Origin of the sequence: Amycolatopsis endophytica (genome assembly GCF_013410405.1) — a bacterium.
In the GTDB taxonomy this organism is placed as follows: Bacteria; Actinomycetota; Actinomycetes; order Mycobacteriales; family Pseudonocardiaceae; genus Amycolatopsis_E; species Amycolatopsis_E endophytica.
This window is the reverse complement of the sequence record NZ_JACCFK010000002.1, coordinates 1,569,556-1,593,346: the sequence shown is the minus strand read 5'-3', so window position 1 is coordinate 1,593,346 and position 23,791 is coordinate 1,569,556. Positions and strand designations below refer to the sequence as shown.

At 70.9% G+C, this 23,791-nt stretch carries 20 protein-coding genes; 18 read left to right on the top strand and 2 right to left on the bottom strand.

Annotated features, from left to right (window positions below):
- Nucleotides 1-77: 77 nt before the first annotated feature.
- Nucleotides 78-755 (bottom strand): HAD family hydrolase, encoded by a 678-nt coding sequence (locus tag HNR02_RS33125; RefSeq protein ID WP_179777538.1) that lies wholly within the window; start codon nt 753-755, stop codon nt 78-80.
- A 155-nt stretch (nt 756-910) separates the two neighbouring features.
- On the opposite strand from HNR02_RS33125, the gene HNR02_RS33120 reads away from it, so the two are divergent.
- From HNR02_RS33120 to HNR02_RS33085, 8 genes are all read left to right on the top strand, one after another.
- The gene (locus tag HNR02_RS33120) at nt 911-2,275 is read left to right on the top strand and encodes an MFS transporter (protein ID WP_179777537.1); all 1,365 of its coding nucleotides are present in this window, start codon (nt 911-913) and stop codon (nt 2,273-2,275) included.
- A 502-nt stretch (nt 2,276-2,777) separates the two neighbouring features.
- On the top strand, nt 2,778-5,147 hold the full coding sequence (locus HNR02_RS33115) for a PEP-utilizing enzyme (protein ID WP_179777536.1): 2,370 nt from the start codon (nt 2,778-2,780) through the stop codon (nt 5,145-5,147).
- Nucleotides 5,144-5,650, top strand: a complete 507-nt coding sequence (locus tag HNR02_RS33110) for an adenylyl-sulfate kinase (protein ID WP_179777535.1) — start codon at nt 5,144-5,146, stop codon at nt 5,648-5,650. The genes HNR02_RS33115 and HNR02_RS33110 overlap by 4 nt, the downstream gene beginning before the upstream one ends.
- Nucleotides 5,650-6,342: a gamma-glutamyl-gamma-aminobutyrate hydrolase family protein gene (locus HNR02_RS33105; protein ID WP_179777534.1), complete on the top strand. Its 693-nt coding sequence runs from the start codon at nt 5,650-5,652 to the stop codon at nt 6,340-6,342. The genes HNR02_RS33110 and HNR02_RS33105 overlap by 1 nt, the downstream gene beginning before the upstream one ends.
- Nucleotides 6,278-6,985: a phosphocholine cytidylyltransferase family protein gene (locus tag HNR02_RS33100; RefSeq protein WP_218914362.1), complete on the top strand. Its 708-nt coding sequence runs from the start codon at nt 6,278-6,280 to the stop codon at nt 6,983-6,985. The genes HNR02_RS33105 and HNR02_RS33100 overlap by 65 nt, the downstream gene beginning before the upstream one ends.
- Nucleotides 6,982-8,244, top strand: a complete 1,263-nt coding sequence (locus tag HNR02_RS33095) for an MFS transporter (RefSeq protein WP_179777532.1) — start codon at nt 6,982-6,984, stop codon at nt 8,242-8,244. The genes HNR02_RS33100 and HNR02_RS33095 overlap by 4 nt, the downstream gene beginning before the upstream one ends.
- Nucleotides 8,241-9,110, top strand: a complete 870-nt coding sequence (locus HNR02_RS33090) for a sulfotransferase domain-containing protein (RefSeq protein WP_179777531.1) — start codon at nt 8,241-8,243, stop codon at nt 9,108-9,110. Before HNR02_RS33095 ends, HNR02_RS33090 begins: the two co-directional genes overlap by 4 nt.
- Nucleotides 9,091-9,870, top strand: a complete 780-nt coding sequence (locus HNR02_RS33085; protein WP_179777530.1) for a class I SAM-dependent methyltransferase — start codon at nt 9,091-9,093, stop codon at nt 9,868-9,870. Before HNR02_RS33090 ends, HNR02_RS33085 begins: the two co-directional genes overlap by 20 nt.
- A gap of 182 nt (nt 9,871-10,052) precedes the next feature.
- On the opposite strand, the gene HNR02_RS33080 is transcribed toward HNR02_RS33085, so the two are convergent.
- Complete coding sequence (locus HNR02_RS33080) at nt 10,053-10,784, bottom strand: maleate cis-trans isomerase family protein (RefSeq protein ID WP_179777529.1); 732 nt, start codon at nt 10,782-10,784, stop codon at nt 10,053-10,055.
- 38 nt (nt 10,785-10,822) lie between these two features.
- Here HNR02_RS33080 and HNR02_RS36665 point away from each other — a divergent pair, with 38 nt between their 5' ends.
- From HNR02_RS36665 to HNR02_RS33030, 10 genes are all read left to right on the top strand, one after another.
- Nucleotides 10,823-11,698: a MurR/RpiR family transcriptional regulator gene (locus HNR02_RS36665; protein WP_179777528.1), complete on the top strand. Its 876-nt coding sequence runs from the start codon at nt 10,823-10,825 to the stop codon at nt 11,696-11,698.
- Nucleotides 11,699-11,710: 12 nt separating this feature from the next.
- A complete protein-coding gene (locus HNR02_RS33070) occupies nt 11,711-12,988 on the top strand; it encodes a sulfatase-like hydrolase/transferase (RefSeq protein WP_179777527.1) in 1,278 nt (425 codons plus the stop codon).
- Nucleotides 12,989-13,327: 339 nt separating this feature from the next.
- Nucleotides 13,328-14,503: an L-rhamnose isomerase gene (rhaI, locus tag HNR02_RS33065; protein ID WP_179777526.1), complete on the top strand. Its 1,176-nt coding sequence runs from the start codon at nt 13,328-13,330 to the stop codon at nt 14,501-14,503.
- A gap of 6 nt (nt 14,504-14,509) precedes the next feature.
- Nucleotides 14,510-16,546 carry a bifunctional aldolase/short-chain dehydrogenase gene (locus HNR02_RS33060; RefSeq protein ID WP_179777525.1) on the top strand — a complete coding sequence of 679 codons (2,037 nt, stop codon included), beginning with the start codon at nt 14,510-14,512 and terminating at the stop codon, nt 16,544-16,546.
- Between the two features lie 4 nt (nt 16,547-16,550).
- Nucleotides 16,551-17,972: an L-fucose/L-arabinose isomerase family protein gene (locus tag HNR02_RS33055; protein WP_179777994.1), complete on the top strand. Its 1,422-nt coding sequence runs from the start codon at nt 16,551-16,553 to the stop codon at nt 17,970-17,972.
- Entirely contained in the window at nt 17,972-19,447 is a 1,476-nt protein-coding gene (locus HNR02_RS33050) for a rhamnulokinase (protein WP_179777524.1), read from the top strand. Before HNR02_RS33055 ends, HNR02_RS33050 begins: the two co-directional genes overlap by 1 nt.
- A 287-nt stretch (nt 19,448-19,734) precedes the next feature.
- Nucleotides 19,735-20,217 carry a DUF1203 domain-containing protein gene (locus tag HNR02_RS33045; RefSeq protein ID WP_179777523.1) on the top strand — a complete coding sequence of 161 codons (483 nt, stop codon included), beginning with the start codon at nt 19,735-19,737 and terminating at the stop codon, nt 20,215-20,217.
- 39 nt (nt 20,218-20,256) lie between these two features.
- A complete protein-coding gene (locus HNR02_RS33040) occupies nt 20,257-21,051 on the top strand; it encodes an SDR family NAD(P)-dependent oxidoreductase (protein ID WP_179777522.1) in 795 nt (264 codons plus the stop codon).
- Between the two features lie 15 nt (nt 21,052-21,066).
- A complete protein-coding gene (locus HNR02_RS33035; protein WP_179777521.1) occupies nt 21,067-22,368 on the top strand; it encodes an NAD(P)/FAD-dependent oxidoreductase in 1,302 nt (433 codons plus the stop codon).
- Nucleotides 22,369-22,613: 245 nt separating this feature from the next.
- Nucleotides 22,614-23,762 carry a type I restriction endonuclease gene (locus HNR02_RS33030; protein WP_179777520.1) on the top strand — a complete coding sequence of 383 codons (1,149 nt, stop codon included), beginning with the start codon at nt 22,614-22,616 and terminating at the stop codon, nt 23,760-23,762.
- The last annotated feature ends 29 nt before the right edge of the window (nt 23,763-23,791 follow it).

Here is a 23,791-nt window from a genome sequence, read left to right as displayed (position 1 = left end):
ACCTCATCGAGTCGCTGGTCCTGCGGATCGCCCAGTCGCTGTTCGCGAGCTCGTTCGCGCCCGCCAACGCCTGACCTTCACCCGTGCAGGAGGTGCGGCAGGACGGCGGGGTCGTCCAGCGCGCGCACGTAGAGCACCGGTCTGCCCGTGCCCGGCCACCGCAACGGTGTGCGGCCGGGCCAGCCGCTGTTCGTCACCACCACCAGCGCCATCCCGGCTGCCTGCGCCGCCGTCGCGCCGGCCGCTGAGTCCTCCAGCGCTACCGCCCCGCCCGGGTCGGCGCCCAGCCGGCGGCACGCGGCCCGGTAGACGTCCGGTGCCGGTTTCGGGGCCGCCACGTCGTCGGCACTGACCACCGTCCCGAACGCCGGCCACAGCCCGGCTCCCCGCAGCACTTCCGTCAGCACCCCGGCGGGCGCGTTCGACGCCACCCCGAGCGGAACCCGCCCGGACAGCGCGGAAACCAGTTCCACCGCACCCGGCAGCGCGGCGGGCGGGCGGTGCTCGACCGCCGTCCGCAACGCCTCGTCCAGCATCTTCGCCACCCGGCCGGTCTCGCCCGTTTCCCCGGCCCACAACGCGATCCGCGCGGCCGCCGCGCCCACCGACGCCCCGGTCAGCGAAGCGAACTGGCGGTCGCTCAGCTCCTGGTCGAGGGCCTGCGCCCCGGCCCGGAAGGCGGCGAACCACGCGGCCGCCGTGTCCAGCAGCAGCCCGTCACAGTCGAAGACCACGGCACCGCGGATCCCGGACATGGGGACCGCCCTTCCCGATGGAACATCTTTCCGAAGTCTAGGCCAAAACCGAAATGTTTTCCACAGTTCATCCCGGGGTGGTCCACCGGGGGCGATTTCCACCTATGATTCACGAGTCGAATCACTGCTTCCGAACAATGAAACGGACAGCGATCATGACCGAGACCCGGGATACCGCAGCCCCACCCGACGAGCGCACCATCCGCCGTGCCGTGGCCGGCGCGGCCATGGGCAACGCCGTGGAATGGTTCGACTACGGCATCTACAGCTATCTCGCCACCACCATCGGCCTGAACTTCTTCCCCGACGCCGACGAAACCGCGCGCCTGCTGCTGGTCTTCGCCGGTGTCGCGATCCCGTTCGTGCTGCGGCCCTTCGGCGGCATCATCCTGGGCCCGCTCGGCGATCGTTACGGGCGGCGGCGGGTGCTGTCGTTCACGATCATCATGATGTCGGCGGCGACGTTCTGCATCGGTCTCATCCCCGGCTACCAGACCATCGGCATCGCCGCGCCCATCCTGCTGCTGGTGGCCCGGCTCGCGCAGGGCTTCTCCACCGGCGGCGAGTACGGCGGCGCCGCGACCTTCATCGCCGAGTACGCTCCCGACCGGCGCCGCGGGTTCTACGGTTCCTTCCTCGAATTCGGCACGCTGGCGGGCAACGTGGCGGGTGCCCTGCTCGCCACGGCTGTCCAATTGGGACTGTCCGAAGCGGCGCTGAACAGCTGGGGCTGGCGCATCCCGTTCCTCGTCGCGGGACCGCTCGGGCTCATCGGCTGGTACCTGCGCACCCGGCTCGCCGACACCCCCGCGTTCGAACGGGCGGAACGCGCCGGGGCCACCTCGCGGGTACCGTTGAAGGAGACGTTGACGACGATGTGGCCGCAGATGCTGAATCTCATCGGGTTCGTCATCCTGCTCAACGTCGCGATGTACACGCTGATCACCTACATGCCGACCTACCTCATCGACGTGCTCGAACTGGGCGAGACCGCGTCCCTGCTCATCCCGCTGTCGCTGATGGTGGCGATGATGTTCGTCATCAACGCGGTCGGCTCGCTGTCCGACCGCGTGGGCCGCAAACCGCTCCTGCTGACCGCCGCGTTCGGGTTCCTCGCACTCAGCTGGCCCGCGATCGCGCTGCTGGAAACCCGCAACATCCTCGCCGCGATCGCGGGTATGGCGGTGTTGTCGTTGCTGCTGGTCCTGATGCTCGGCACGATCGGCTCGGCTCTCCCGGCGATGTTCCCCACCCGCAACCGCTACAGCGGCTTCGCGATCGGCTACTCCACCTCGACGGCCGCTTTCGGCAGCACCGCACCGCTGGTGATCACCGCGCTCATCGACGGAACCGGCAACACCACCATCCCCGCCTACTATCTGATGGCCGCCGCGGCGATCGCCATCGTCCCGATTCTGCTGATGCCGGAAACCGCCCGCGTGTCGATCTCCCACCCGACGCGCATCCCCGGACGAAGCCCGATCACCGCAAGTGAGGACGAGATAGTCACCACTTCCTGACCCCCCACCCCCCCCGGAGCAGCCAACACGCCGCCCGGACCAGCAAACACGCCGCCCGGACCAGCAAACACGCCCGTGTTGGCCGCTCCCGTCGGCGTGTTTGCCCTTCCCGCTGGCGTGTTGGCCGCTCCCGTCGGCGTGTTTGCTGCTGCCGTACCGGCCCCACCCGACAAACCGCCGCCCGGCAACGCGAGCCGAACCCCGAAGTCCGCGGGGGAGGTCGAACCCAAGCCGACCGACTACCGCCCGCCAAAGCGACCAGCGCTCACCTCGCCGCGCGAAGCGCGGCTCCAGAGATCAAGAGCGTCCTCGCCGGACAGGGCCGGACAGGGCCGGCGACGGGATGACCACCCAGCTCCGGTGTTACTGGCGCTCGCCGTTCCTGGGCAGGAATCGCCCCCGATCATCGGGCTTCGCCTGGAGTTACCTTGGTCGATACGTCCCGGCAATGCGTTTGCCGCGATGTTGTCATCGAAGCGACCATCCGACAAGGGAGCGGCCCATGCACGCGCCTGTTTCCCCGGAGACGGAGCCCTTCGAGTTCGGTACCAAGGCCGAAACCCTCGCCAGGCTCTCGACCCTGATCCGATCGGCCGTCGTGCTGCCGATGGAATCGTTCACCGTCGCGCAGTGGCGGGACGATCCGCACGACGTGCTGGACCGGGTGCGTGCGCACAGCTGGTCGGACGTTCCGTTGATCGTGCGCAGCAGCAGCCGGGACGAGGACCGGGCCGGGTTCTCCAACGCGGGACGCTACCTGTCACTGTCCGATGTGTACGGCCAGCACGAGTTGCGGCGCGCGGTGGACGTCGTGGTCCGGTCGTTCGACGATCACCCCGGCAACCAGGTGCTGGTGCAGCCGCAGCTGCGCGATGCGGTCGCCAGCGGTGTCGTGTCCTCGTGCGAGCCCAGTGGGGGCGCGCCTTACCGGGTGGTGAACTGGTGCGAAGGCCCGGACACGGCCGAGGTTACTTCGGGGCGCGGAACCGTGCGCACCTGGTACTTCCTCGCCGGGGGAGACCCCGAACCGCCGTCGCCGCTGCTCGTGGGGCTGCCCGAGCTCATCGCCGAACTGGGGGACGTCAGCGGGGACGAGCCGTTCGAGTTCGAGTTCGGCGTCGCCCGGGACGGGACGCTCGTGTTGTTCCAGGTGCGGCCACTGGCGACCGCCCGGCTCCCGCTGTCCAGGCGACGGCACCGGGCCGCCGTGTCCGCCTGCCAGGCGCAGGTCGCGACCCTGCAGAGCGCCGGGCCGCCCGCGCTCAGCCGCGACACGGTGCTCGGTGTCATGCCGGACTGGAACCCGGCCGAAATGATCGGCGTCCGGCCCCGACCGCTGGCGCTGTCGCTGTACCGGCGGCTGATCACCGACGGCATCTGGGCCGACTCCCGCCACCGCTACGGCTACCGCGACCTGCGCGGCACCCCGCTACTGGCCGATCTCGGCGGGCTCGCCTACATCGACACCCGCGCCAGTTTCAGTTCACTGGTGCCCGCCGCGCTCGACGACGTCACCGCCATCCGGCTCGTCCGCCACTACCTGGCCCGGCTGCGCGCGAACCCGCACCTGCACGACAAGGTCGAATTCGCCATCGCCCTGTCGTCGTTCCACTTCGGAACACCCGAGGACGCCGCACGCCTGTGCGACGAAGGCGTCCTGCAGCCCGCCGAGGCCGCCATCCTGGTGCGGGCACTGCGGAGCCTGACCGTCCACATGATGAGCCTGTGCGGACCGTTCGCCCGCGACGTGTCCGAACTGGACCGTCTGGCCCAGTGGGAGATGCGCCGTCCGCTGCGCTGGACACCGGTCCGCATCCCCGCGCTGGTGCACCTGTGCCGGACGCAGGGCACACTGCCCTTCGCGGGCGCGGCACGGGCGGCGTTCGCGGCGACCGCGCTGGTCCGCAGCCTCGTCGACGCCGGTGTGCTGTCCCCGGCCGACGCCGACGCCCTGATCGGCAGCGCCACCACGGTCAGCACCGAGATGCAGCGCGACTTCGCCACCGTCGGCCGCGCCACGTTCCTCGACCGCTACGGCCACCTCCGGCCGGGCACCTACGACATCCTTTCCGCCCGCTACGACGAAGAACCCGACCGCTACTTCGACTGGACGGCGCGCGAAGCCCCACCGCGCCCGCCGCGGTTCCACCCCACCCCGGCACAGGCGCGGGACGTGCGTGAACTGCTGATCGCGAACCGCATGCCCGGCACCGAACGCGACCTGTTCCGGTTCGTCACCTCCGCCGTGTCCGCCCGCGAATACGGGAAACTGCAGTTCTCCCGCGTTCTGAGCGAAATCCTGGTGGAGGCGCGCCGGGTGGGCGAGCTGCTCGGGTTTACACCGGACGACCTGTCGTATTCCACGATCGACGTGCTGACCCAGCTCACCGGCTCGGCCCGCACCGACGTGGCGTTCCTCGACGAGTCGATTGCCCGCGGCCGCGCCCGCCACGCGCTCACCGAGTCGCTGTGCGCGCCCGCGGTGATCACCGGTGCGCCCGAACTGGCGTCGTTCGTGGCCCTGCCGGGCGAGACGAACTTCGTGACCCAGTCACGGGTCGCCGCGCGCGTGGCGGATGTCGGCGCCGGGGACGATCCGGCCGGGGCGGTCGCGATGATCACCGCCGCCGACCCCGGCTACGACTGGATCTTCACCAAGGGCATCGCGGGCCTGGTCACGGCCTTCGGCGGGGCCAACTCGCACATGGCGATCCGCGCCCTGGAACTGGGCATCCCGGCCGCGATCGGCGTCGGGGAGACGCAGTTCCGGCGGTGGCTGACCGCCGGGGCGCTCGAAGTGGACGCGGCCGCCAGGGTGGTCCGGCCGGTGCCGGTCGCCGGGCGCCGGGTGGCGGAGGCGAGGGCTTCGTGACGGGCGGCGTCGTGTGGATCACCGGGCTGTCCGGGGCGGGGAAGTCGGCGGTGGCCGGCGCGCTGGCCGACCGGTTGCGGCGCGCCGGGCTGAAACCCGTACTGCTCGACGGTGACGCGGTCCGCTCGGCGCTGGGCGCCCGGTCCTTCGGCGCGGACGCGCGGCGTCAGCTGGCCCAGACCTATGGGCGGTTGTGCGCGCTGCTGGCCGGGCAGGGGCACCTCGTCGTCTGCGCGACGATCTCGCTGCGCCACGAGGTGCACCAGTGGAACCGCCGCCACCTGCACCGGTATGCGGAGGTGTTCCTGGACGTGCCGTTCGAGGAGCTGCGCCGCCGCGACCCCAAGGGCATCTACCGCGACGGCGACGAGGTCGTGGGCGAGGATGTCGTCGCCGAACTCCCGCTCGAACCCGACCTGCGCATCACCAATCACGGCACGACCTCACCACGGGCCGCCGCCGAACGGATCTTCGCCCACTGCGCCGCGACGGGGTGGTGGTGATGTCCGGCCTGCTCGCGGTGACCCAGCGGCTGCTGTCCGCCGACGAGCACGGCGAAGTGCGGCTCGCACTCGACGTGCGGTGGTGGTCGTTCCTCGCCGCCTGCGGATTCGACGGTGTCCCGATGCCACTCGACCCGTCGGCCGCGGCGAAACTGCTGTCCCGCACCGGATGCCGCGGACTGGTGCTGACCGGCGGCAACGACGTGGGCTCCGCGCCCGAACGGGACGTGCTCGAACGCTACCTCCTGAGGTGGGCGGCGGATCGTGGGCTGCCGGTGATCGGGGTGTGCCGGGGGATGCAGCTGATGCTCGCCACGTTCGGCGCGTGCCTGGAACCGGTGCGCGGGCACGTCGCGGTCGAGCACCGGCTGACCGGGCCGCACGGTGGCCGCACCGTCAACAGCTACCACGACTGGGCGGTGCTGGAGGCGCCGCGGGAGTTCGCGGTGACCGCGCGGTGCGGGCGGGTGGTGGAGGCGGTGCGGCACCGCGAGCTGCCGATGGCCGGGATCATGTGGCACCCCGAGCGCACGGATCCGGTGCAGCGGGAGGACGTGGAGTTGTTCGGCGAGGTGTTCGGAGGTCGTGATGCGAGCGGTGATCCTGGCCGCGGGACGCGGGTCGCGCATGGGCGCGGCGACGGGGGACCGGCCCAAGTGCCTGGTCGAGCTGGCGGGCCGCACGCTGCTTGACCGGCAGCTCGGCGCGTTGTCCCGCGCCGGGGTGGACGAGGTCGCGGTGGTGACCGGGTGGTGCGCCTGGCAGTTCGCGCGGTACCCGTTTCCCCGGTTTCACAACGGATCGTGGGACTCGTCGTCCATGGTGGACTCACTGGCGTGCGCGGGGCGCTGGCTGCGGGCGGGCCCGGTCGTGGTGGCCTACGGCGACATCGTGTTCCCGCCGTCGGCGGTGACGGCCGTGGCGTCCGCGCCGGGGCCGCTCGTGGTGGGTTACGACCCGGACTGGCTGGACCAGTGGTCGAACCGGTTCGACGACCCGTTGAGCGACGCGGAGACGTTCGGCGTCCGTGACGGGCTGCTGACCGACATCGGCGGCGTTCCGTCCAATGTAGACGAAGTAGCGGGTCAGTACCTGGGACTGTTGAAGCTGGAGCCGTCCGGCTGGGCCGAGCTGTCCGCGGAGCTGGACACCCCGGACGCCCGCCGCGACACGACGGGCCTCCTGCGGCGTCTCGTCGCACGCGGCGTGCCGGTGCGGGCCGTGCCGGTGGCGGGGCCGTGGCACGAGTTCGATTCGGCGCGGGATTGCGCGGTGGGGGAGCCCGTGCTGCGTGAGCTGGACCGGATGCTGTTCGGCGCCGGGGTGGGCTCGTGACCGCCGTCGATGCGCGGGCCGCCGTCCGCGCCGGGGTCATCGCGGTGGTGCTGTCGCTGACCAACTTCGTCGCGGTGTTCGACGGTCTCGGGGTGGCGGTGGCGCTGCCCGCGATCCAGGCCGATTTCGGCCTGACACCGCTGGACGGGCAGTGGGTGCTCACCGCCTACGCCGTCGCGCTGGGCGGCGCGTTGCTCACCGGCGGGCGCTGTGGCGACGCGTTCGGGCGGCGGCGGATGCTCGTGGCCGGGCTGGTGGTGTTCGCGGCGGGGCTGCTGCTCGCCGGGTTCGCGCGGGATGCGTGGGTGCTGTTCGCGGCCAGGGCCGTGCAGGGAGCGGGTGCCGCGTTCGCCGTGCCCAACGCGTTCGCCACCATCAGCTCGTTGCGCCCCGAGGCCGTGCGGGGCCGGGTGTTCGCGGCGGTCGCCGTCGCGGGCGGTCTCGGTGTGGCGGCGGGCGCCATCGCCGGCGGGCTCATCACGCAGGGCCTCGGCTGGCGGTTCCTGTTCCTGCTGACCGCCCCGGTCGTGGCGGCCGTCGCGGTCACCGCCCGGCGGGTCCTCGACGAGGACCGGCGTCCGGACGCGCCCCGGCCCCGCCCACTCGGCACCCTCGTCGCGATCACCGCGACCGCGCTGCTGGTGTATGCGATCACCAGTCACGAGCCCGTTGCCTTCGCGGCCGTTCTCCTGGTGCTGGCCGTGAAGCCGATCCTGCCGTCGCGGCTTTTGCGGGAGAAGTCCCTGCGTGCCGCGATCGCGGGCCTGCCCGGGTTCGTCTTCGCCTACGACGGCACGGTGTTCGCCGGACTGCTGTTCCTGCAACGCGAACTCACCCCGCTGCAGGCGGGCCTGACCTTCACCCCGCTGGGCGTGGCCGTCCTGTTCGGGGCACCGCTGGCCGCCCGGCTGCTGCACCGCCGCGAGTGGACGAACGTGTTCGCCGCCGCGCAGGTGGTGTGCGCGGCGGGACTGGTGCTGCTGGCGCTCGGATACGTCCTGCCCGGGCTGGTGCTCGTCGGGCTCGGGGCGGCGGTCTCCGCGGTCACCCTCAACGGCGCGGCCGGACGGCACGTTCCGCCGGAGGATCGCGGCAGTGCCTACGGCTGCTACGAAACCGCCAAGTATCTGTGCGGCGCGCTGGTCGTCGCCGTGCTGGCGACCACGCTCACCCACAGCTACCAGCTCGCGTTCCTGGTCGCCGCGGCCGTCGCGCTGCTCGGCGGGCTGGCCGGCAGCCTGCTCGGGCGGCCGTCATGACGGACAAGGTGTTCTACCTGCTGCACGGCCTTCAGGACCGGTACAACGCGCGGTACCAGGAGAACATCGCCCGCCTGGGCGCGCGGGACGTGCTGGTCGCGAGCCTCGGCAGCTCCGGCCAGTCGTATCTGGGCACCATCCTCGCCGAGATGGGCCTCAACTACGCCGATGCCTACACCGAGGTGCTGCACGAGGACGGTTCCCGCGAACCCGACCCCGCCTACGACGACTACCGCGAGCGGCTGGAGATCATCGGGGCGGCACCGGCGCGGCCCTGGCCACGGTTCGTCAAGTCCCACCTCACGCCGCGATTCCACCGCGGCCGCCCGCTCTTCGGCGTGTGGATCCTGGTGCGCGATCCGCGCGACGCACTGTACTCGTGGTACCGCTTCCGCACCGAGTTCGTCCGCGATCCGCTCGACCGGCTGGCCCGTTCGTTCGACGACTGGCTCTGCCGTCCCGGCCCGACCGGGCTGGACCGCCTCGACGACTGGGCGGACTTCTACCACCGCTGGCTCTGGCACTCGGCCCGGATGCCGCGTTCGGCGATCACGACCTTCGAAGACCTCAAGCGCGATCCCGTCCCGGCGCTGCGCGACGCGCTGCGCGCCTTCGGAGTGTCCATTCCGGACAAGGAGATCGCCGGAGCCGCGCTGCGCGGCGACTTCCGCATCGTCCGCCGTCGTGAAGAGGACCGCGGTGGTGCGGGACCCGGCATCCTCCGCAGGGGACAGCCGGAGGAGTGGCGGACCTGGATGACGGGGTCCACCGCGGACCTGTTCGGGCGGGCGCACGTGACCGCGCTCGCCCGCCGCTTCGGCTACCGGCTCGACGAAAGGGAACACCATGGCTCTGGCACAGGGTGATTTCACCACGCTGGCGGAAAGCTACTCCCGGTACCGCGAGGGCTATTCGCCCGCGGTGCGCGACGCCGTACTCGGGCTGGGCGCGCGGCCGGTGTGCAGCCTGGACCTGGCCGACATCGGCGCGGGCACCGGCATCTGGACCCGCATGCTGGCCGCGCGGCTGCCGAACTCGATCGTCGCGGTGGAGCCGAACGACGCGATGCGGCAGCAGGGCGCCGAGGACAGCTTCGGGCTGCGGATCACGTGGCGCACCGGCAGCGGCGAGCACACCGGTCTGCCGCCGGAGTCGGCCGATCTGCTGACGATGGCCTCGTCGTTCCACTGGGTCGACTTCCAGGCCGGTATGCGCGAGTTCCGGCGCGTGCTGCGGCCCGGCGGGTGGTTCGCGGCGCTGTGGAACCCGCGCGAGATCGAGGCGAACCCGCTGCTGGCGAGCATCGAGGGTGAGATCCGGCGGCTCAAACCGGACCTCAAGCGCGTATCGTCCGGACGGTCCGGTCTCACCGGCACCCTGACGGCGCGGCTCGCCGACGAGCCCGGTTTCGGTTCGCCGCTCTACCTGGAGGGCCGCCACGTCGTGCGGCAGACGGTGGAGCACTACCTGGGCGTCTGGCACTCGGCGAACGACGTGCAGGCCCAGCTGGGACCGGAGGCGTTCGCCCGGTTCCTCGACCACGCCCGCGAAGCGCTGGCCGGACACGAGCTCGTGGAGACGACCTATCTGACCCGCGCCTGGGCGGTGCGGAAGCTACGCCACTAGCGAGTCCCACGTTCCCGTGGGCGAGTCCCACGTTCCGGACCGCGAGTTGAACATTCGCCGCACCCGCGCACGCCACGCACCAACACCGCACCCAGCAACGGCGGCCACCACCAGCGCCGGGGCGTAGCGAAGCTGGTGCTTTCAGCCGCGCGCAGCACAGAACCCGCGTAGCGGCCCCCGCGCTACAGCCGCAGCAGCGTCTGGTCCGCCCCACTGGCCTGCAGGTCCAGCTCCCGCAGTGCCGCCCAGACCGTCGCCTGGTTGGCGGTGACGACCGGCTTGCCCAGTTCCTCTTCCAGCGGCGCGATGAGGTCGTAGGTGGGCAACGCCGTGCAGCTCACGAAGATCGCGTCGGCGTCCTCGGTGTCGCCGGTGCGGATCAGGTCGGCGACCTCGGCGTAGCCGGTGTCCAGCACCTCGCGCACCGGGATGCCCAGCGGCGTGCAGCCGACGACGTCGAACCCGGAGGCGACGAGGTAGTCGCGCAGCCGGTTGCCGACCGGCCGTTCGTAGGGGTGCACCACCGCGACCCGCTGCGCCTTGACCGTGCGCAACGCCGACACCGCGGCCCCGGACGTCGTGAGCGCGCGCCTGGCACCGGCGTCGCGCATGGCCTGGCGCAGCGCGGCCTCGCCGAGGGCGCCGCCGACGAAGCTGCACGCGGTGCAGGCGTAGACGACCACCTCGGCGCCCACGGCGCAGACCTCACGGGTGGGCCGCCGCACGCTGGAGGGGCGGTTGAGCGCTGACACCGAGTCCAGGTTGTCGCCCTCGGGCGAGCCGCCGGTGCGTGCGATGAACAGGCTCACGGTCGAGGGCACCCACCGCCACAGCTCGCGGTCGCGGGCGAAATCGTAGGGCGCGACGATGCCGACGCCCGTCTGGGGTTCCGGCCCCTGAACGTGGCGTTTCATAGCCGCAGGGTACCCGAAGAGTCCCGTATCCTGCGGCTGTGACCGGCATCGACGAGGCGGCCCCCGCGCCCGGGTCCGTGGCGGAACGGGCCCGCGCCGCACTGAGGTCCCTGCCGCCGAGCGAGGCGCGGGTCGCCCAGGCCCTGCTGGAACGCGGCTCCGATGTGGTGCGCATGTCCGTCAGCGAGATCGCCGCCGCCGCGGGCACCGGCGTGGGCACGGTGGTGCGGGCGTGCCAGAGCCTCGGGTTCAAGGGTTTCCAGGACGCGAAGATCGCACTGTCCCAGGACGTCGCGCCGCTGGTCGGGGACCGCTCGCCGGAACACATCGCCCGCGACGACACTCCGGCGCGGGTCTTGGCGAAGCTCGCGGCGAGCAGCGCCGACGCCCTGCACCGGGCGCCGTCGAGCGTGGACGCCGCGGCACTGGAACGCGCCGTCGGGCTGCTGACGACGGCGTCGCGGGTGCTCGTGCTCGGCGTCGGCACCAGCGCCCCGCTCGCCCAGGACGCCGCCTACCGGCTGCTGACGCTGGGCATCCCGGCCGAGGCGCCCGCGGACGTGCACGTGCAGCACGTGCGGGCCGGGCTGCTCCGGCCGGGTGAGGTGGCGGTGGCGGTGAGCCACACGGGCGCGACCCGCGAGACGGTGAGCGCGGCCCGGCGCGCCAAGGAGTCGGGCGCGGCGGTGGTCGCGGTGACCAGCTTCGCCACGACACCGCTGACCGACGTCGCGGACGCCGCACTGGTCGCCGGCGGGCTGGAGACGCGCTACCGCGTGGAGGCGATGACCAGCAGGCTCGCGCACCTGGTGGTGCTGGACGCGTTGTTCGTGAGCCTGCTGCTGGCGGAGCCGGAACGGTCGGCGCGGGCGCAGGCCCTGGTGACCGGCATCCTGAGCGAGCACCGGTTCTGAGGAGGCGATCTCGTGACCGACCGTCCGAACGTGCTGGTCTTCTTCACCGACCAGCAACGCTGGGACACCACCGGGGTGCACGGCAACCCGCTGGGACTGACCCCGCACTTCGACGCGCTCGCCGGGCGCGGGGCCGACGTGCACCATTCGTTCACCTGCCAGCCGGTGTGCGCGCCGGCGCGGGCGAGCCTGCAGACCGGGCTGTACCCGACGAGCCACGGCGTGTACCGCAACGGGATTCCCCTGGATCCGGCGCTGCCGACGCTCGCGCGCCAGTTCGCGGCGGGCGGCTACGAGACCGGGTACATCGGCAAATGGCACCTCCACACCGACGACTGCCCCGGCCCGGTGCCGCCGGAGCGGCGCGCGGGCTATGACTACTGGCTGGCGGCGAACCTGTTGGAGTTCACCTCGGACGCCTACGAAACCACGTTGTACGACAACGACGGCGAGCCGCACACCTTCGACGGCTACCGCGCGGACGCGCTCGGGCAGGCGGCGATCGACTTCATGACCCGCGACCGCGAGAAGCCGTACTTCCTGTTCCTGTCCTTCCTGGAACCGCACCACCAGAACCAGCGTGACGACTACCCGGCGCCGGAGGGTTACCGCGAGCGCTACGACGACGGCTGGGTGCCCGGCGATCTCGCCGCGCTGGAGGGCAACTGGCCGGAGCACCTGGGCGGGTACTACGGCATGGTCCGGCGGATCGACGAGGTGCTCGGCCGGGTACTGGCCGCGGCGGGACAGGACACGATCGTCCTGTACACCTCCGACCACGGCTGTCACTTCCGGACCCGCAACCGCGAGTACAAACGCAGCTGCCACGAGGCTTCGATCCGAGTCCCGACCGTGCTGGCCGGTCCCGGTGTGCCCACCGGGCGCGTCGACGGCCTGGTCAGCCACGTCGACCTGCCCCCGACCCTGCTCGACGCGGCCGGTCTGCCGGTGCCGCCGGAGTGGCCGGGGCGGTCGGTCCTGACCGGCGGATCGGACGATGTGCTGGTGCAGATCAGCGAGTCCGAGGTCGGCCGGGCCCTGCGCACGCGCCGCTGGAAGTACGGGGTGACCGCCCCGGAGGCCGACGCCTGGGACGACTCCGCGTCACTGTCCTACGTGGAAACCTCGCTCTACGACCTGGACACGGATCCGCACGAGCTGGACAACCTGGTGGAAGATCCCGCCACCGAAGCCGTCCGCGCGGAGCTGCGCGACCGGCTTCTGGACCGCATCGAGGAGTCGGGGGAGAAGCGGCCCGAGATCGGGCCCCGTGCCGGGTCGAGGCCCTGACCACCAGCTCCGGGGTGAACACGACCTGCTGGTGCTCGTGCGCGGGCTGACCGTGCCGGGCGGTTGAGCACGTTCGACACGGTTCTCTGCGCGCACTTCCGGTTGAAACGTGCAATACGCGCCGACGTTATCGGACCGCGACCGGAGCATAGCCGCTGATCTGCACTGGAGTGCCTACCGTTGACTGGGTGATTCGACGCATAGTAGCGTCGGCGAGCCAGGTTGTGAAACCTTTCATTCGGAGGGCGCGATGCGGGCCGAAATCTTCACCGGCCCGGAGTGCGGCGGTCCCGAGGAGGGGTTCCAGCTGCTCACCGAGGTCTCCCGCCTGGAAGGACAGTGATCCCGTTGCCCGATCCGAACGCCGTGAAGCAGGCCCTGCGGGCTCAGCGGATCGAAACGCCTTCGTGGGGCTATGCCAACTCCGGCACCCGGTTCAAGGTGTTCCCGCAGCCGGGCGTTCCCCGCACGCCGGAGGAGAAGATCGCCGACGCGGCGAAGGTGCACGAGTTCACCGGCATCGCGCCGACCGTGGCCCTGCACATCCCGTGGGACCGGGTCGGCGACTACGGTGCATTGGCCCGCTACGCCCGCGACCTCGGTGTGACGATCGGCGCCATCAACACCAACGTCTTCCAGGACGAGGACTACAAGCTCGGCTCGGTCACGAACCCGGACCCCGGCATCCGCCGCAAGGCCACCGACCACCTGCTCGAAGCCGTCGACATCATGGACGCCACGGGGTCGAAAGATCTCAAGTTCTGGTTCTCCGACGGTATCAACTATCCCGGGCAGGACGATCTGCGCGACCGCCAGGACCGGCTGGCCGCCGCGCTGCGCGAGGCCTACGACCGGCTCGGCGAGGACCAGCGGATCCTGTTGGAGTACAAGCTGTTCGAGCCCGCCTTCTACGCCACCGACGTGCCGGACTGGGGCACCAGCTACGCGCACTGCGTCGAACTCGGTCCGAAAGCGACGGTGTGCATCGACACCGGTCACCACGCTCCGGGCACCAACATCGAGTTCATCGTGGCGTTCCTGCTCCGGCAGGGCAAACTCGGCGCGTTCGACTTCAACTCGCGCTTCTACGCCGACGACGACCTGATGGCGGGCGCCGCCGACCCGTTCCAGCTCTTCCGCATCATGTGGGAGATCGTGCGGGCGGACGCGCTGGATCCGTCCCACGGCATCAACTTCATGCTCGACCAGTGCCACAACATCGAGGCGAAGATCCCGGCGATCATCCGCTCGGTACTCAACGTGCAGGAGGCCACCGCGAAGGCCCTGCTGGTCGATCGCGGCGCGCTGCGCACCGCTCAGCAGGCGGGTGACGTGCTCGGCGCCAACGCCGTGCTGATGGACGCCTACAACACCGACGTGCGGCCGATGCTGGCCGAGCTGCGCGCCGAGAACGGGCTCGACCCGGACCCGGTCGCGGCCTACCACCGCAGCGGATACCAGGAAAAGATCGTCGCCGAACGAGCCGACGGCCGGCAGGCCGGTTGGGGAGCCTGAACAATCATGACGCACAGTCCCGCCGCCGAACTCATCCGGCGCAGCAACGCGCTCGGTGCCGACCCGCGCAACACCAACTACGCCGGGGGCAACACCTCCGCCAAGGGCAGCGAGACCGACCCCGTCACCGGCACCCCCGCGGAGCTGTTGTGGGTCAAGGGATCCGGTGGCGATCTGGGCACGCTCACCGAAGCCGGGCTGGCCGTGCTGCGGCTGGACCGGCTGCGCGCGCTGGCCGATGTGTACCCCGGTGCCGAGCGTGAGGACGAGATGGTCGCCGCGTTCGACTACTGCCTGCACGGTCGTGGTGGTGCCGCGCCGTCGATCGACACCGCGATGCACGGACTGGTCGAGGCGCCGCATGTGGACCATCTGCACCCGGACTCCGGCATCGCGCTGGCCACCGCCGCCGACGGTCCCGCGCTGACCAAGGAGTGCTTCGGCGACCGCGTGGTGTGGGTCGGCTGGCGCCGCCCCGGATTCCAGCTGGGACTGGACATCGCCGCGGTGCAGAAGGCCCATCCGCAGGCAATCGGCGTGATCTTGGGCGGGCACGGCATCACCGCGTGGGGCGCGACCTCGGAGGAGTGTCAGCGGAACTCCCTGGAGATCATCCGGACGGCGGAGAAGTTCCTGTCCGAGCGTGGTTCCGCGGAGCCGTTCGGTGCGGTGGTGCCGGGCTTCGAGGCGCTTCCCTCGGCAGAACGGCGGAAGCGGGCCGCGGCATTGGCGCCGGTGATCCGCGGTCTGGCCTCGACCGACCAGCGCCAGGTCGGGCACTACACCGACAGCGATGTGGTGCTGGAGTTCACCTCACGGGAGAAGCTGCAGCCGCTGGCCGCGCTCGGCACGTCGTGCCCGGACCACTTCCTGCGCACCAAGGTCCGCCCGCTCGTGGTCGACCTGCCCGCGGCCGCGCCGATCGAGGACGTCGTCGCGCGGCTCAAGGAGCTGCACAAGACCTACCGCGAGGACTACCGCGCCTACTACGAACGGCACGCCTCGCCGGACAGCCCGGCCATGCGCGGCGCCGATCCGGCGATCGTGCTGGTGCCGGGCGTGGGCATGTTCTCCTTCGGCAAGGACAAGCAGACCGCGCGCGTGGCGGGCGAGTTCTACGTCAACGCGATCAACGTGATGCGCGGCGCGGAGGCGGTGTCCCGTTATGCGCCGATCCCGGAGAGCGAGAAGTTCCGCATCGAGTACTGGGCGCTGGAGGAGGCCAAGCTTCAGCGCATGCCCAAGCCCAAGCCGCTGGCCGGGCGCGTCGCGCTGGTGACCGGTGCCGGTTCGGGCATCGGCCGGGCGATCGCCGAGCGGCTCGCCGCGGAGGGCGCCTGCGTGGCGATCGCGGACCTCAACGCGGACACCGCCGAGGAGGTCGCGCGCGGGATCGGTTCGACGGACAAGGCGGTTTCCGTGGTCGCGAACGTCGTCGATCCCGGGGCGGTCGCGGCGGCGGTGGACGCGACGGTGCTCGCCTTCGGCGGCCTCGACCTGGTGGTCAACAACGCCGGACTGTCGATCTCCAAGCCGTTGCTGGACACCACCGAGAAGGACTGGGACCTCCAGCACGACGTGATGGCCAAGGGCTCGTTCCTGGTGTCGCAGGCCGCGGCGAAGGCGATGGTCGCGCAGGGCATCGGCGGCGACATCGTGTACATCTCGTCGAAGAACTCGGTGTTCGCCGGTCCGAACAACGTCGCCTACGGCGCGGCGAAGGCCGACCAGGCGCACCAGGTGCGGCTGCTGGCCGCCGAACTCGGCGAGCACGGCATCCGCGTCAACGGCGTCAACCCGGACGGTGTCGTGCGGGGCTCGGGGATCTTCGCCGGGGGCTGGGGCGCGCAGCGCGCCGCGGTCTACGGTGTACCGGAGGAGGACCTGGGCAAGTTCTACGCCCAGCGCACGATCCTCAAGCGCGAGGTGCTGCCCGAGCACGTCGCCGCGGCGGTGTTCGCGCTCACCGGCGGCGACCTGACGCACACAACCGGTCTGCACGTGCCCGTGGACGCGGGTGTCGCGGCCGCTTTCCTCCGCTGAAAGGATTCTGATGGAGCGGATCACCCCGAGGCGCACCCGCGTCGGCCTGGTGGCCGGGGGCCTTGGCGCGTATTGGCCGCAGTTCCCCGAGCTGCTGCCGCAGTTGCAGACGTCCGCCCGGCGCGTCGCGGAGCGACTGTCCGGAATGGACTGCGAGGTGGTGGACGCCGGGTTCGTCTCCGACGAGCGCGAGGGCGCGGCCGCCGCGGAGAAGCTGCGGGCCGCCGACTGCGACCTGATCATCGGGTTCCTCACGACGTACCTGACCTCCAGCATGCTCGCGCCGATCGCGCAGCGCAGCGGGTCGCCGGTGCTGCTGCTCAACCTGCAGCCCACCGAGGCGATGGACCACGCGACCTTCGACACCGGCGCCTGGCTCGCCTATTGCGGCGCCTGCCCGCTGCCGGAGATGGCCAACGCCTTCCGCCGCGCCGGCGTCGAGTTCCGCTCGGTGTCGGGATATCTGGAGGACGAGCGGGCGTGGACCCGCATCGGGCGCTGGATCAAGGCCGCCGGAGTGCGGGCCGCGTTCCGGCACGGACGGCACGGCCTGCTCGGCCACCTCTACCCGGGCATGATGGACGTCGCCACCGACCCGACGCTGGTGTCCGCGCAGCTCGGCGGGCACGTCGAGATCCTGGAGATCGACGATCTGCGGGTACGGGTGGAGAAGGTCACCGACGCCGAAACCGCCGCGCGGATGGACCTCGCCCGGAAGGTGTTCGAGCTGGACGACTCGGTCGTCGAAGAGGATTTCGCGTGGGGCGCCCGGGTTTCGGTGGCGCTGGACCGGCTGGTCGAGGACTTCTCGCTGGACTCGCTGGCCTACTACCACCGCGGCCTGGACGGCGAGACCCATGAGCGGGTCGGCGCCGGGTTCATCCTCGGCGCGTCCCTGCTCACCGCGCGCGGCATCCCGGCGGCGGGGGAGTACGAGCTGCGCAACTCGCTGGCGATGCTGATCCTGGACCGGCTCGGCGCGGGCGGCTCGTTCACCGAACTGCAGGCGCTGAACTTCCGCGACAACGTGGTCGAAATGGGACACGACGGGCCCGCGCACCTGGCGATCAGCGCCCGCCGCCCACTGTTGCGCGGACTCGGGGTCTACCACGGCAAGCGCGGCTGGGGCGTGTCCGTCGAGTTCGACGTCAAGCACGGCCCGGTCACGCTGCTCGGGCTCGGCCAGGAGCGGGACGGACGGTTCGTCCTGGTCGCGTCCGAGGGTGAGGTCGTGCCCGGCCCGCTGCTGGGCATCGGCAACACCACGTCGCGAGTGGACTTCGGCTGCGACCCTGGCGAGTGGACCGATGCGTGGTCGGGTGCCGGCGTCAACCACCACTGGGCGCTGGGCACCGGGCACCGCGTGGCCGAGCTGGAGGCGGTGGGCGACCTGCTGGGCCTCGAACTGCGCGTGGTGCGGGTGTGATGCGTCTGGCCGCCGTCGACCTGGGCGCGTCCAGCGGGCGCGTGATGGCGGGGACCGTGGGGCCGGGCGTGCTGACGGTCGAGGAGGTGCACCGGTTCGGCAACGGCGGCGTGCGGGTCGCCCACGCGGGTGGCTCGACGCTGCACTGGGACGTGCTCGGCCTGTACCGCGAGATGCTGGTGGGTATCCAGGCCGCGCACAGGGGCGGCGTGCTGTCGGGAGTCGGCATCGACTCCTGGGCTGTCGACTACGGACTGCTCGACGCGTCCGGCGCGCTGCTGGGCAATCCGGTCAACTACCGCGATCCGCGCACCGAGGGCATCGCCGAACGGGTGCTCGGGACCGTTCCCGCGCGCGAGCTGTTCGACATCACCGGTCTGCGGCAGCTGCCGTTCAACACGCTCTATCAGCTGCTGGCCGAGCGCGATCTCGACGCGGCCGGGACGATGCTGCTGATTCCGGACCTGCTGAACTACTGGCTGACCGGCGTGCGCGGTGCCGAGCGCACGAACGCCTCGACGACGCAGCTCTACGACGTGCGGTCCCGGGAGTGGGCCGGGGACCTGGCCTCGCGGCTGGGCGTCCCCACCCGGCTGCTGCCGCCGCTGCACGATCCGGGCGCGATGGTCGGCACGGTGCTGCCGGATCTGGCTGCCGAGCTGGGGCTGCCGGAGCTGCCGGTGGTCGCGGTGGGTTCGCACGACACGGCCTCCGCGGTCGTCGGCGTGCCCGCCGGACCGGGCACGAACTTCGCCTACATCTCCTCGGGCACCTGGTCGCTGGTCGGCTTGGAGCTGGAGTCGCCGGTGCTGAGCGACGCCGCGCTGGAAGCCGACTTCACCAACGAGGGCGGTGTCGACGGTACGATCCGCTTCCTGCGCAACGTGATGGGCCTGTGGGTGCTGTCGGAGTCGCTGCGGACGTGGGAGGCGCAGGGGACGCCGGTGTCGCTGCCGTCGGTGCTGGCGCAGGCCGCTTCGGTGAATCCGTTGTCCGCGGTCGTGGACATCGACGCTCCGGCTTTCCTGCCGCCGGGCGACATGCCCTCGCGCATTCGGCAGGCGTGCTCGGACACCGGACAGCCGATGCCGGAGACGCCCGGCGAGATCGCGCGGTGCGTGCTGGACAGCCTCGCGCTGGCCTACCGCCGGACCGTGCGGCAGGCCGCTTCGCTGACCGGCAGAACGGTCGACGTGGTGCACGTCGTCGGTGGGGGAGTGCGCAACGAGCTGCTGTGCCAGCTGACCGCCGACGCATGCGGAGTGCCGGTGCTGGCCGGGCCGGTCGAGGCCGCCGCGCTGGGCAACGTCCTGGTGCAGGCACGGGCGCTGGGCGCCGGCCTGCCCGACCTGGCCGCGATGCGGGCCCTGATCCGGACCACCCACGAACCACGTCGCTACGAACCGTCCGGTCGCGAGGCCGACTGGGCGGCGGCGGAGGCCCGCATCGCTCCCGGGACCAGGGTGGTCGCCTGACGGCGGCCGCCGCGCCGATCACCTGCACCACCTGCACCACCTGCACCACCTGGGCACGGCGGCGACCGCCCGGACTTCGCCACCCTCACCCAGGCCGCGCCCTCCTCCCTCTCTCCCGCGCGGGTGTCCCACCTTCCCCCGCGCGTGTCCCACGTTCCGGCGCGCGAGTTCCACGTTGGCGCGCGCGAGTTCCGCGTTCCGGCGCGCGGGTTCTCCCGGTCCCGGAATCCGGACGCGACGTCGGAAAGCCGCCAGCCCGGCCGTCTTCCGGCGGACAGGCTGGTGGCATGACCACTGCTGCTGTCGCGTTCCGGGTCCGTGCGATCGATCCCGGCGAGCTGAACTGTGTGCGCTCCACCGGACTCGACGTGTCGGGTCGCCCGGTCGAGCGAATCCACGCCGACGGTGGGGAGCCGCTGCGGTGCTGCCTGCGTGATGCCCGCACGGGCGAGCGGTGTCTGTTGTTCGGCTACGAGCCGCGGTTGCCGGGGAACGCGAGTCCGTATCGCGAGATCGGTGCCGTCTTCGTGCACGCCCGCGAGTGCGCCGGGCCCGCGCGCTCGGACGAGTATCCGCGGGAATGGCTCGATCGGCCGCAGGTGCTGCGCGCCTACGACGACCGGGGTTGGATCCACCCGGCGACCACCGTGCACGACGGCGCCGATCCGGTCTCGGCGCTCCGGGACGTGCTGGCCGCGCCGGGCGTGGTCGAGGTGCACAGCCGCACCATCGCCTACGGGTGCTTCATGTTCGTGGCCACCGCTGTTTGACGCCGTGCGGCCCCGGCCCGGTGCCCATACGATCGCTGCATGCGTCTCGATCTGAACGGGAAGACGGCACTGGTCACCGGTTCCACCCAGGGGATCGGCGCGGCGATCGCGCTCGGGCTGGCCCGTGCCGGCGCGCGGGTCGCCGTCAACGGCCGCACGGCGGACACCGTCACCAAGGCGGTCGACCAGCTGACGGCCGAGGTGCCCGACGCGCAGGTGGTGCCGGTGGTCGCCGACATCGCGAGCGAGCAGGGCGCCCGCGACGTGGTGGAGCAGCTGCCGCGTACCGACATCCTGGTCAACAATCTCGGCATTTTCGGATCGGCGGATCCGCTGGAGATCACCGACGACGAGTGGCGCCGCTACTTCGAGATCAACGTGCTCGCCGCGGTGCGGCTCACCCGCGCCTACCTGCCGGGCATGACGGAGCGGGGCTGGGGCCGCGTCCAGTACATCGCGAGCGATTCGGCGATCGTCATCCCCGCCGAGATGATCCACTACGGGATGTCGAAAACGGCTTTGCTGGGCGTGTCCCGCGGTTTCGCCAAGGCCGCCGCGGGCACCGGTGTGACCGTGAATTCGGTGATCGCCGGCCCCACCCACACCGGTGGTGTGGAGGATTTCGTCTACGAGCTGGTCGACCGTGACCTGCCGTGGGACGAGGCGCAGAGGGAGTTCATGCGCACGCACCGGCCGCAGTCGTTGGTGCAGCGCCTGATCGAGCCCGGGGAGATCGCGAACATGGTGGTGTACCTCGCCTCGCCGCTGGCCTCGGCGACGACCGGCGCGGCGGTGCGCGTGGACGGCGGATACGTGGACTCGATCGTGCCCTGACCCCCGGGAGGCGTCATGCCGGAACGCACGCGGATCGTGATCGTCGGTGGTGGTTTCGCGGGGTTCTCCGCGGCTCGCGCGCTGCTCAAGTCGCTGCCGCCGGAGTACGGCGCGGACATCGTGCTGGTCAACCGCACCGACTACTTCCTCTACCTGCCGTTGCTGCCGGAGGTGGCGGCGGCGGTGATCGACCCGCGGCGCGTCACGGTGTCGCTGCCCGCCGCGCTGCCCGGGATCCGGCTCGCGCTCGGCGAGGTGACCGCGTTGGCGCTGGACGACCGCGAGCTCACGTACGTCGATCCGGAAGGCAGGTCGAAGAAACTCGGCTACGACCGGTTGATCGTCGCGGTCGGCAGCGTCAGCAAGCTGCTGCCGATTCCGGGCATCGCCGAGCACGCGCACGGCTTCCGTAGCGTGTCGGAGGCGCTGTTCCTGCGGGACCACGTGATCCGTCAGGTCGAGCTGGCCGCCGCCACGGAGGACGCCGCCGAGCGGGACGCGCGCTGCACCTTCGTCGTGGTCGGCGCGGGCTACACCGGCACCGAGGTGGCCGCGCAGGGCCCGTTGTTCACCCGAGCCATCGCCAGGCATCACCGCGAGCTGGACGGAAAGCGGATGCGCTGGCTGCTGCTGGACCTGGCGCCGAAGGTGCTGCCGGAGCTGGACAAGCGGTTGTCGCGGGCCGCCGACCGGGCGTTGCGCGGGCGTGGCGTCGAGATCATGACCGGGACGTCGGTGAAGGAGGCGAAGACCGACGGCGTGCTGCTCACGACCGGCGACTTCGTACCGGCACGCACTCTCGCGTGGTGCGTCGGGGTGCGCCCGGACCCGCTGGTCGAGGCGGCAGGCGTCCGGACCGAGCGGGGCAGGCTGGTCGTCGAGCCCACCCTGGCCGTGCCGGGGCGCCCCGAGGTGTTCGCCTGCGGGGACGCCGCGGCGGTGCCGGACCTGACGCGCCCCGGCGAGATGACGGCGATGACCGCCCAGCACGCGACGCGGCAGGGCACGCTGGCCGGGCGGAACGTCGCGGCATCGCTCGGGTACGGCGTCACGCCTGAGTACCGGCACCACGACCTGGGGTTCGTGGTGGACCACGGTGGCGCGCAGGCGGCGGCGAACCCGTTGCACATCCCGTTGTCGGGGTTGCCCGCGAAGGCGGTGACACGCGGCTACCATCTGATGGCGATGCCCGGCAACCGCACCCGGACCGTCGCGGACTGGGCCCTGGACGCGGCGATCGGGCGGCAGACAGTGCAGCTGGGCCTGGTCAGCTCCGACGAGGCGGCGCTGGAGACGTCCCAGGCACCCGCGCACTGACCGTCCCCAGTGGACAGCCGTCGGCAAGTGCAGGCGCGGCACGGAAAACACTGACCTGACCATGGTGGCGGACATCCCTTCCCTCTCTGATGCGGACAGGTTAGCGCGCACCCCCGACAAAACCGGAGTCGTCGGGTCCGGCGAGGGGATGCAATTCGAAATTCCGCCGGAATCTCAAACCGATGTAACGACGAGGTGTGAGTCAGCGATCTCGAGTCCAGACCGGACCCGAGGAGGGGCTCGACATGGAAATCGCGGAGCGCGCTCAAGCGCTGGCGCTCAAGATTCGCAAGCACAAGGCCGGTATCGAGACGGAAGAGGCCACGAAGAACGCCTTCGTGATGCCCTTCATCGGTACTGTCCTCGGATACGACGTTTTCAACCCCGGTGAGGTGATCCCGGAGTTCACGGCTGACGTCGGTACCAAGAAGGGGGAGAAGATCGACTACGCCATCGTGCACGACGGTCAGGTCCAGGTTCTGATTGAGGTCAAGAAGATCAACGACCCGTTGCGCATCGAGCATGCTTCCCAGCTCTTCCGGTACTTCGCGGTCACCAACGCGAGAATCGCGATCCTGACCAACGGCGAGGTGTATGAGTTCTACACCGACCTGGACGCGCCGAACCGGATGGACTCGAAACCGTTCCTGGTGCTGAACTTCTCGGACATCGACGACACGCTGCTTCCGGAGCTGGCGAAGCTCGCCAAGGATTCGTTCAACCTCGAGTCGGTCATCAGTGCCGCCGGCGAGCTCAAGTACATCGGTCAGCTGAAACGGGTACTCGTCGGCCAGTTCAAGCAGCCCGAGGACGACTGGGTTCGTTTCCTGACCACCCGGGTTTACGACGGATCGTTCACGCAGAGGGTCCGCGACCAGTTCGCTCCGTTGGTGGACAAGGCAATGCGGCAGTTCTTGAACGAGCAGGTCAACGACCGGTTGAAGAACGCGCTCGGCGGCCCGGATGCCTTCGTCAGTGTCTCGGCCGATGCGACGGAGCCGGTAGCCGACGCTTCTCCGCCGGTGGTTTCGCTCGACAGCGGCAGTGGTGACGTCCAGACGACCGGCGAGGAACTCGACGGGTACCGGGTCGTCCGCGCCATCGTTTGCGGCGAGGTACCTGCAGCGCGGATCGTCGCGCGCGACACCAAGACCTACTTCGGTGTGCTGCTGGATGACAACAACCGCAAGCCCATCGCCAGACTCTGGTTCAATCGGGCCAAGAAGTACCTTGGCGTGTTCGATGAGAACAAGGTGGAGACGCGGATCCCGATCAACTCGATCGAGGACATCTACGCGCACGCGGACCATCTCCGCAGGACCGTTCTGCGGTATCTGGGCAAGGAGCTGGCCGGAGCGGAGACGCCTGCGGAAGCGAACGCTGTGCCTCTGTAGGTGCGCTCGCAGCCCCCTCGTTGCCCTAC

Coding starts and splice junctions, on each gene's coding strand:
- HNR02_RS33125 (WP_179777538.1), bottom strand. CDS start 755: ATGTCCGGGATCCGCGGTGCCGTGGTCTTCGACTGTGACGGGCTGCTG.
- HNR02_RS33120 (WP_179777537.1), top strand. CDS start 911: ATGACCGAGACCCGGGATACCGCAGCCCCACCCGACGAGCGCACCATC.
- HNR02_RS33115 (WP_179777536.1), top strand. CDS start 2,778: ATGCACGCGCCTGTTTCCCCGGAGACGGAGCCCTTCGAGTTCGGTACC.
- HNR02_RS33105 (WP_179777534.1), top strand. CDS start 5,650: ATGTCCGGCCTGCTCGCGGTGACCCAGCGGCTGCTGTCCGCCGACGAG.
- HNR02_RS33100 (WP_218914362.1), top strand. CDS start 6,278: ATGGGCGCGGCGACGGGGGACCGGCCCAAGTGCCTGGTCGAGCTGGCG.
- HNR02_RS33090 (WP_179777531.1), top strand. CDS start 8,241: ATGACGGACAAGGTGTTCTACCTGCTGCACGGCCTTCAGGACCGGTAC.
- HNR02_RS33085 (WP_179777530.1), top strand. CDS start 9,091: ATGGCTCTGGCACAGGGTGATTTCACCACGCTGGCGGAAAGCTACTCC.
- HNR02_RS33080 (WP_179777529.1), bottom strand. CDS start 10,784: ATGAAACGCCACGTTCAGGGGCCGGAACCCCAGACGGGCGTCGGCATC.
- HNR02_RS33060 (WP_179777525.1), top strand. CDS start 14,510: ATGACGCACAGTCCCGCCGCCGAACTCATCCGGCGCAGCAACGCGCTC.
- HNR02_RS33050 (WP_179777524.1), top strand. CDS start 17,972: ATGCGTCTGGCCGCCGTCGACCTGGGCGCGTCCAGCGGGCGCGTGATG.
- HNR02_RS33045 (WP_179777523.1), top strand. CDS start 19,735: ATGACCACTGCTGCTGTCGCGTTCCGGGTCCGTGCGATCGATCCCGGC.
- HNR02_RS33040 (WP_179777522.1), top strand. CDS start 20,257: ATGCGTCTCGATCTGAACGGGAAGACGGCACTGGTCACCGGTTCCACC.
- HNR02_RS33035 (WP_179777521.1), top strand. CDS start 21,067: ATGCCGGAACGCACGCGGATCGTGATCGTCGGTGGTGGTTTCGCGGGG.
- HNR02_RS33030 (WP_179777520.1), top strand. CDS start 22,614: ATGGAAATCGCGGAGCGCGCTCAAGCGCTGGCGCTCAAGATTCGCAAG.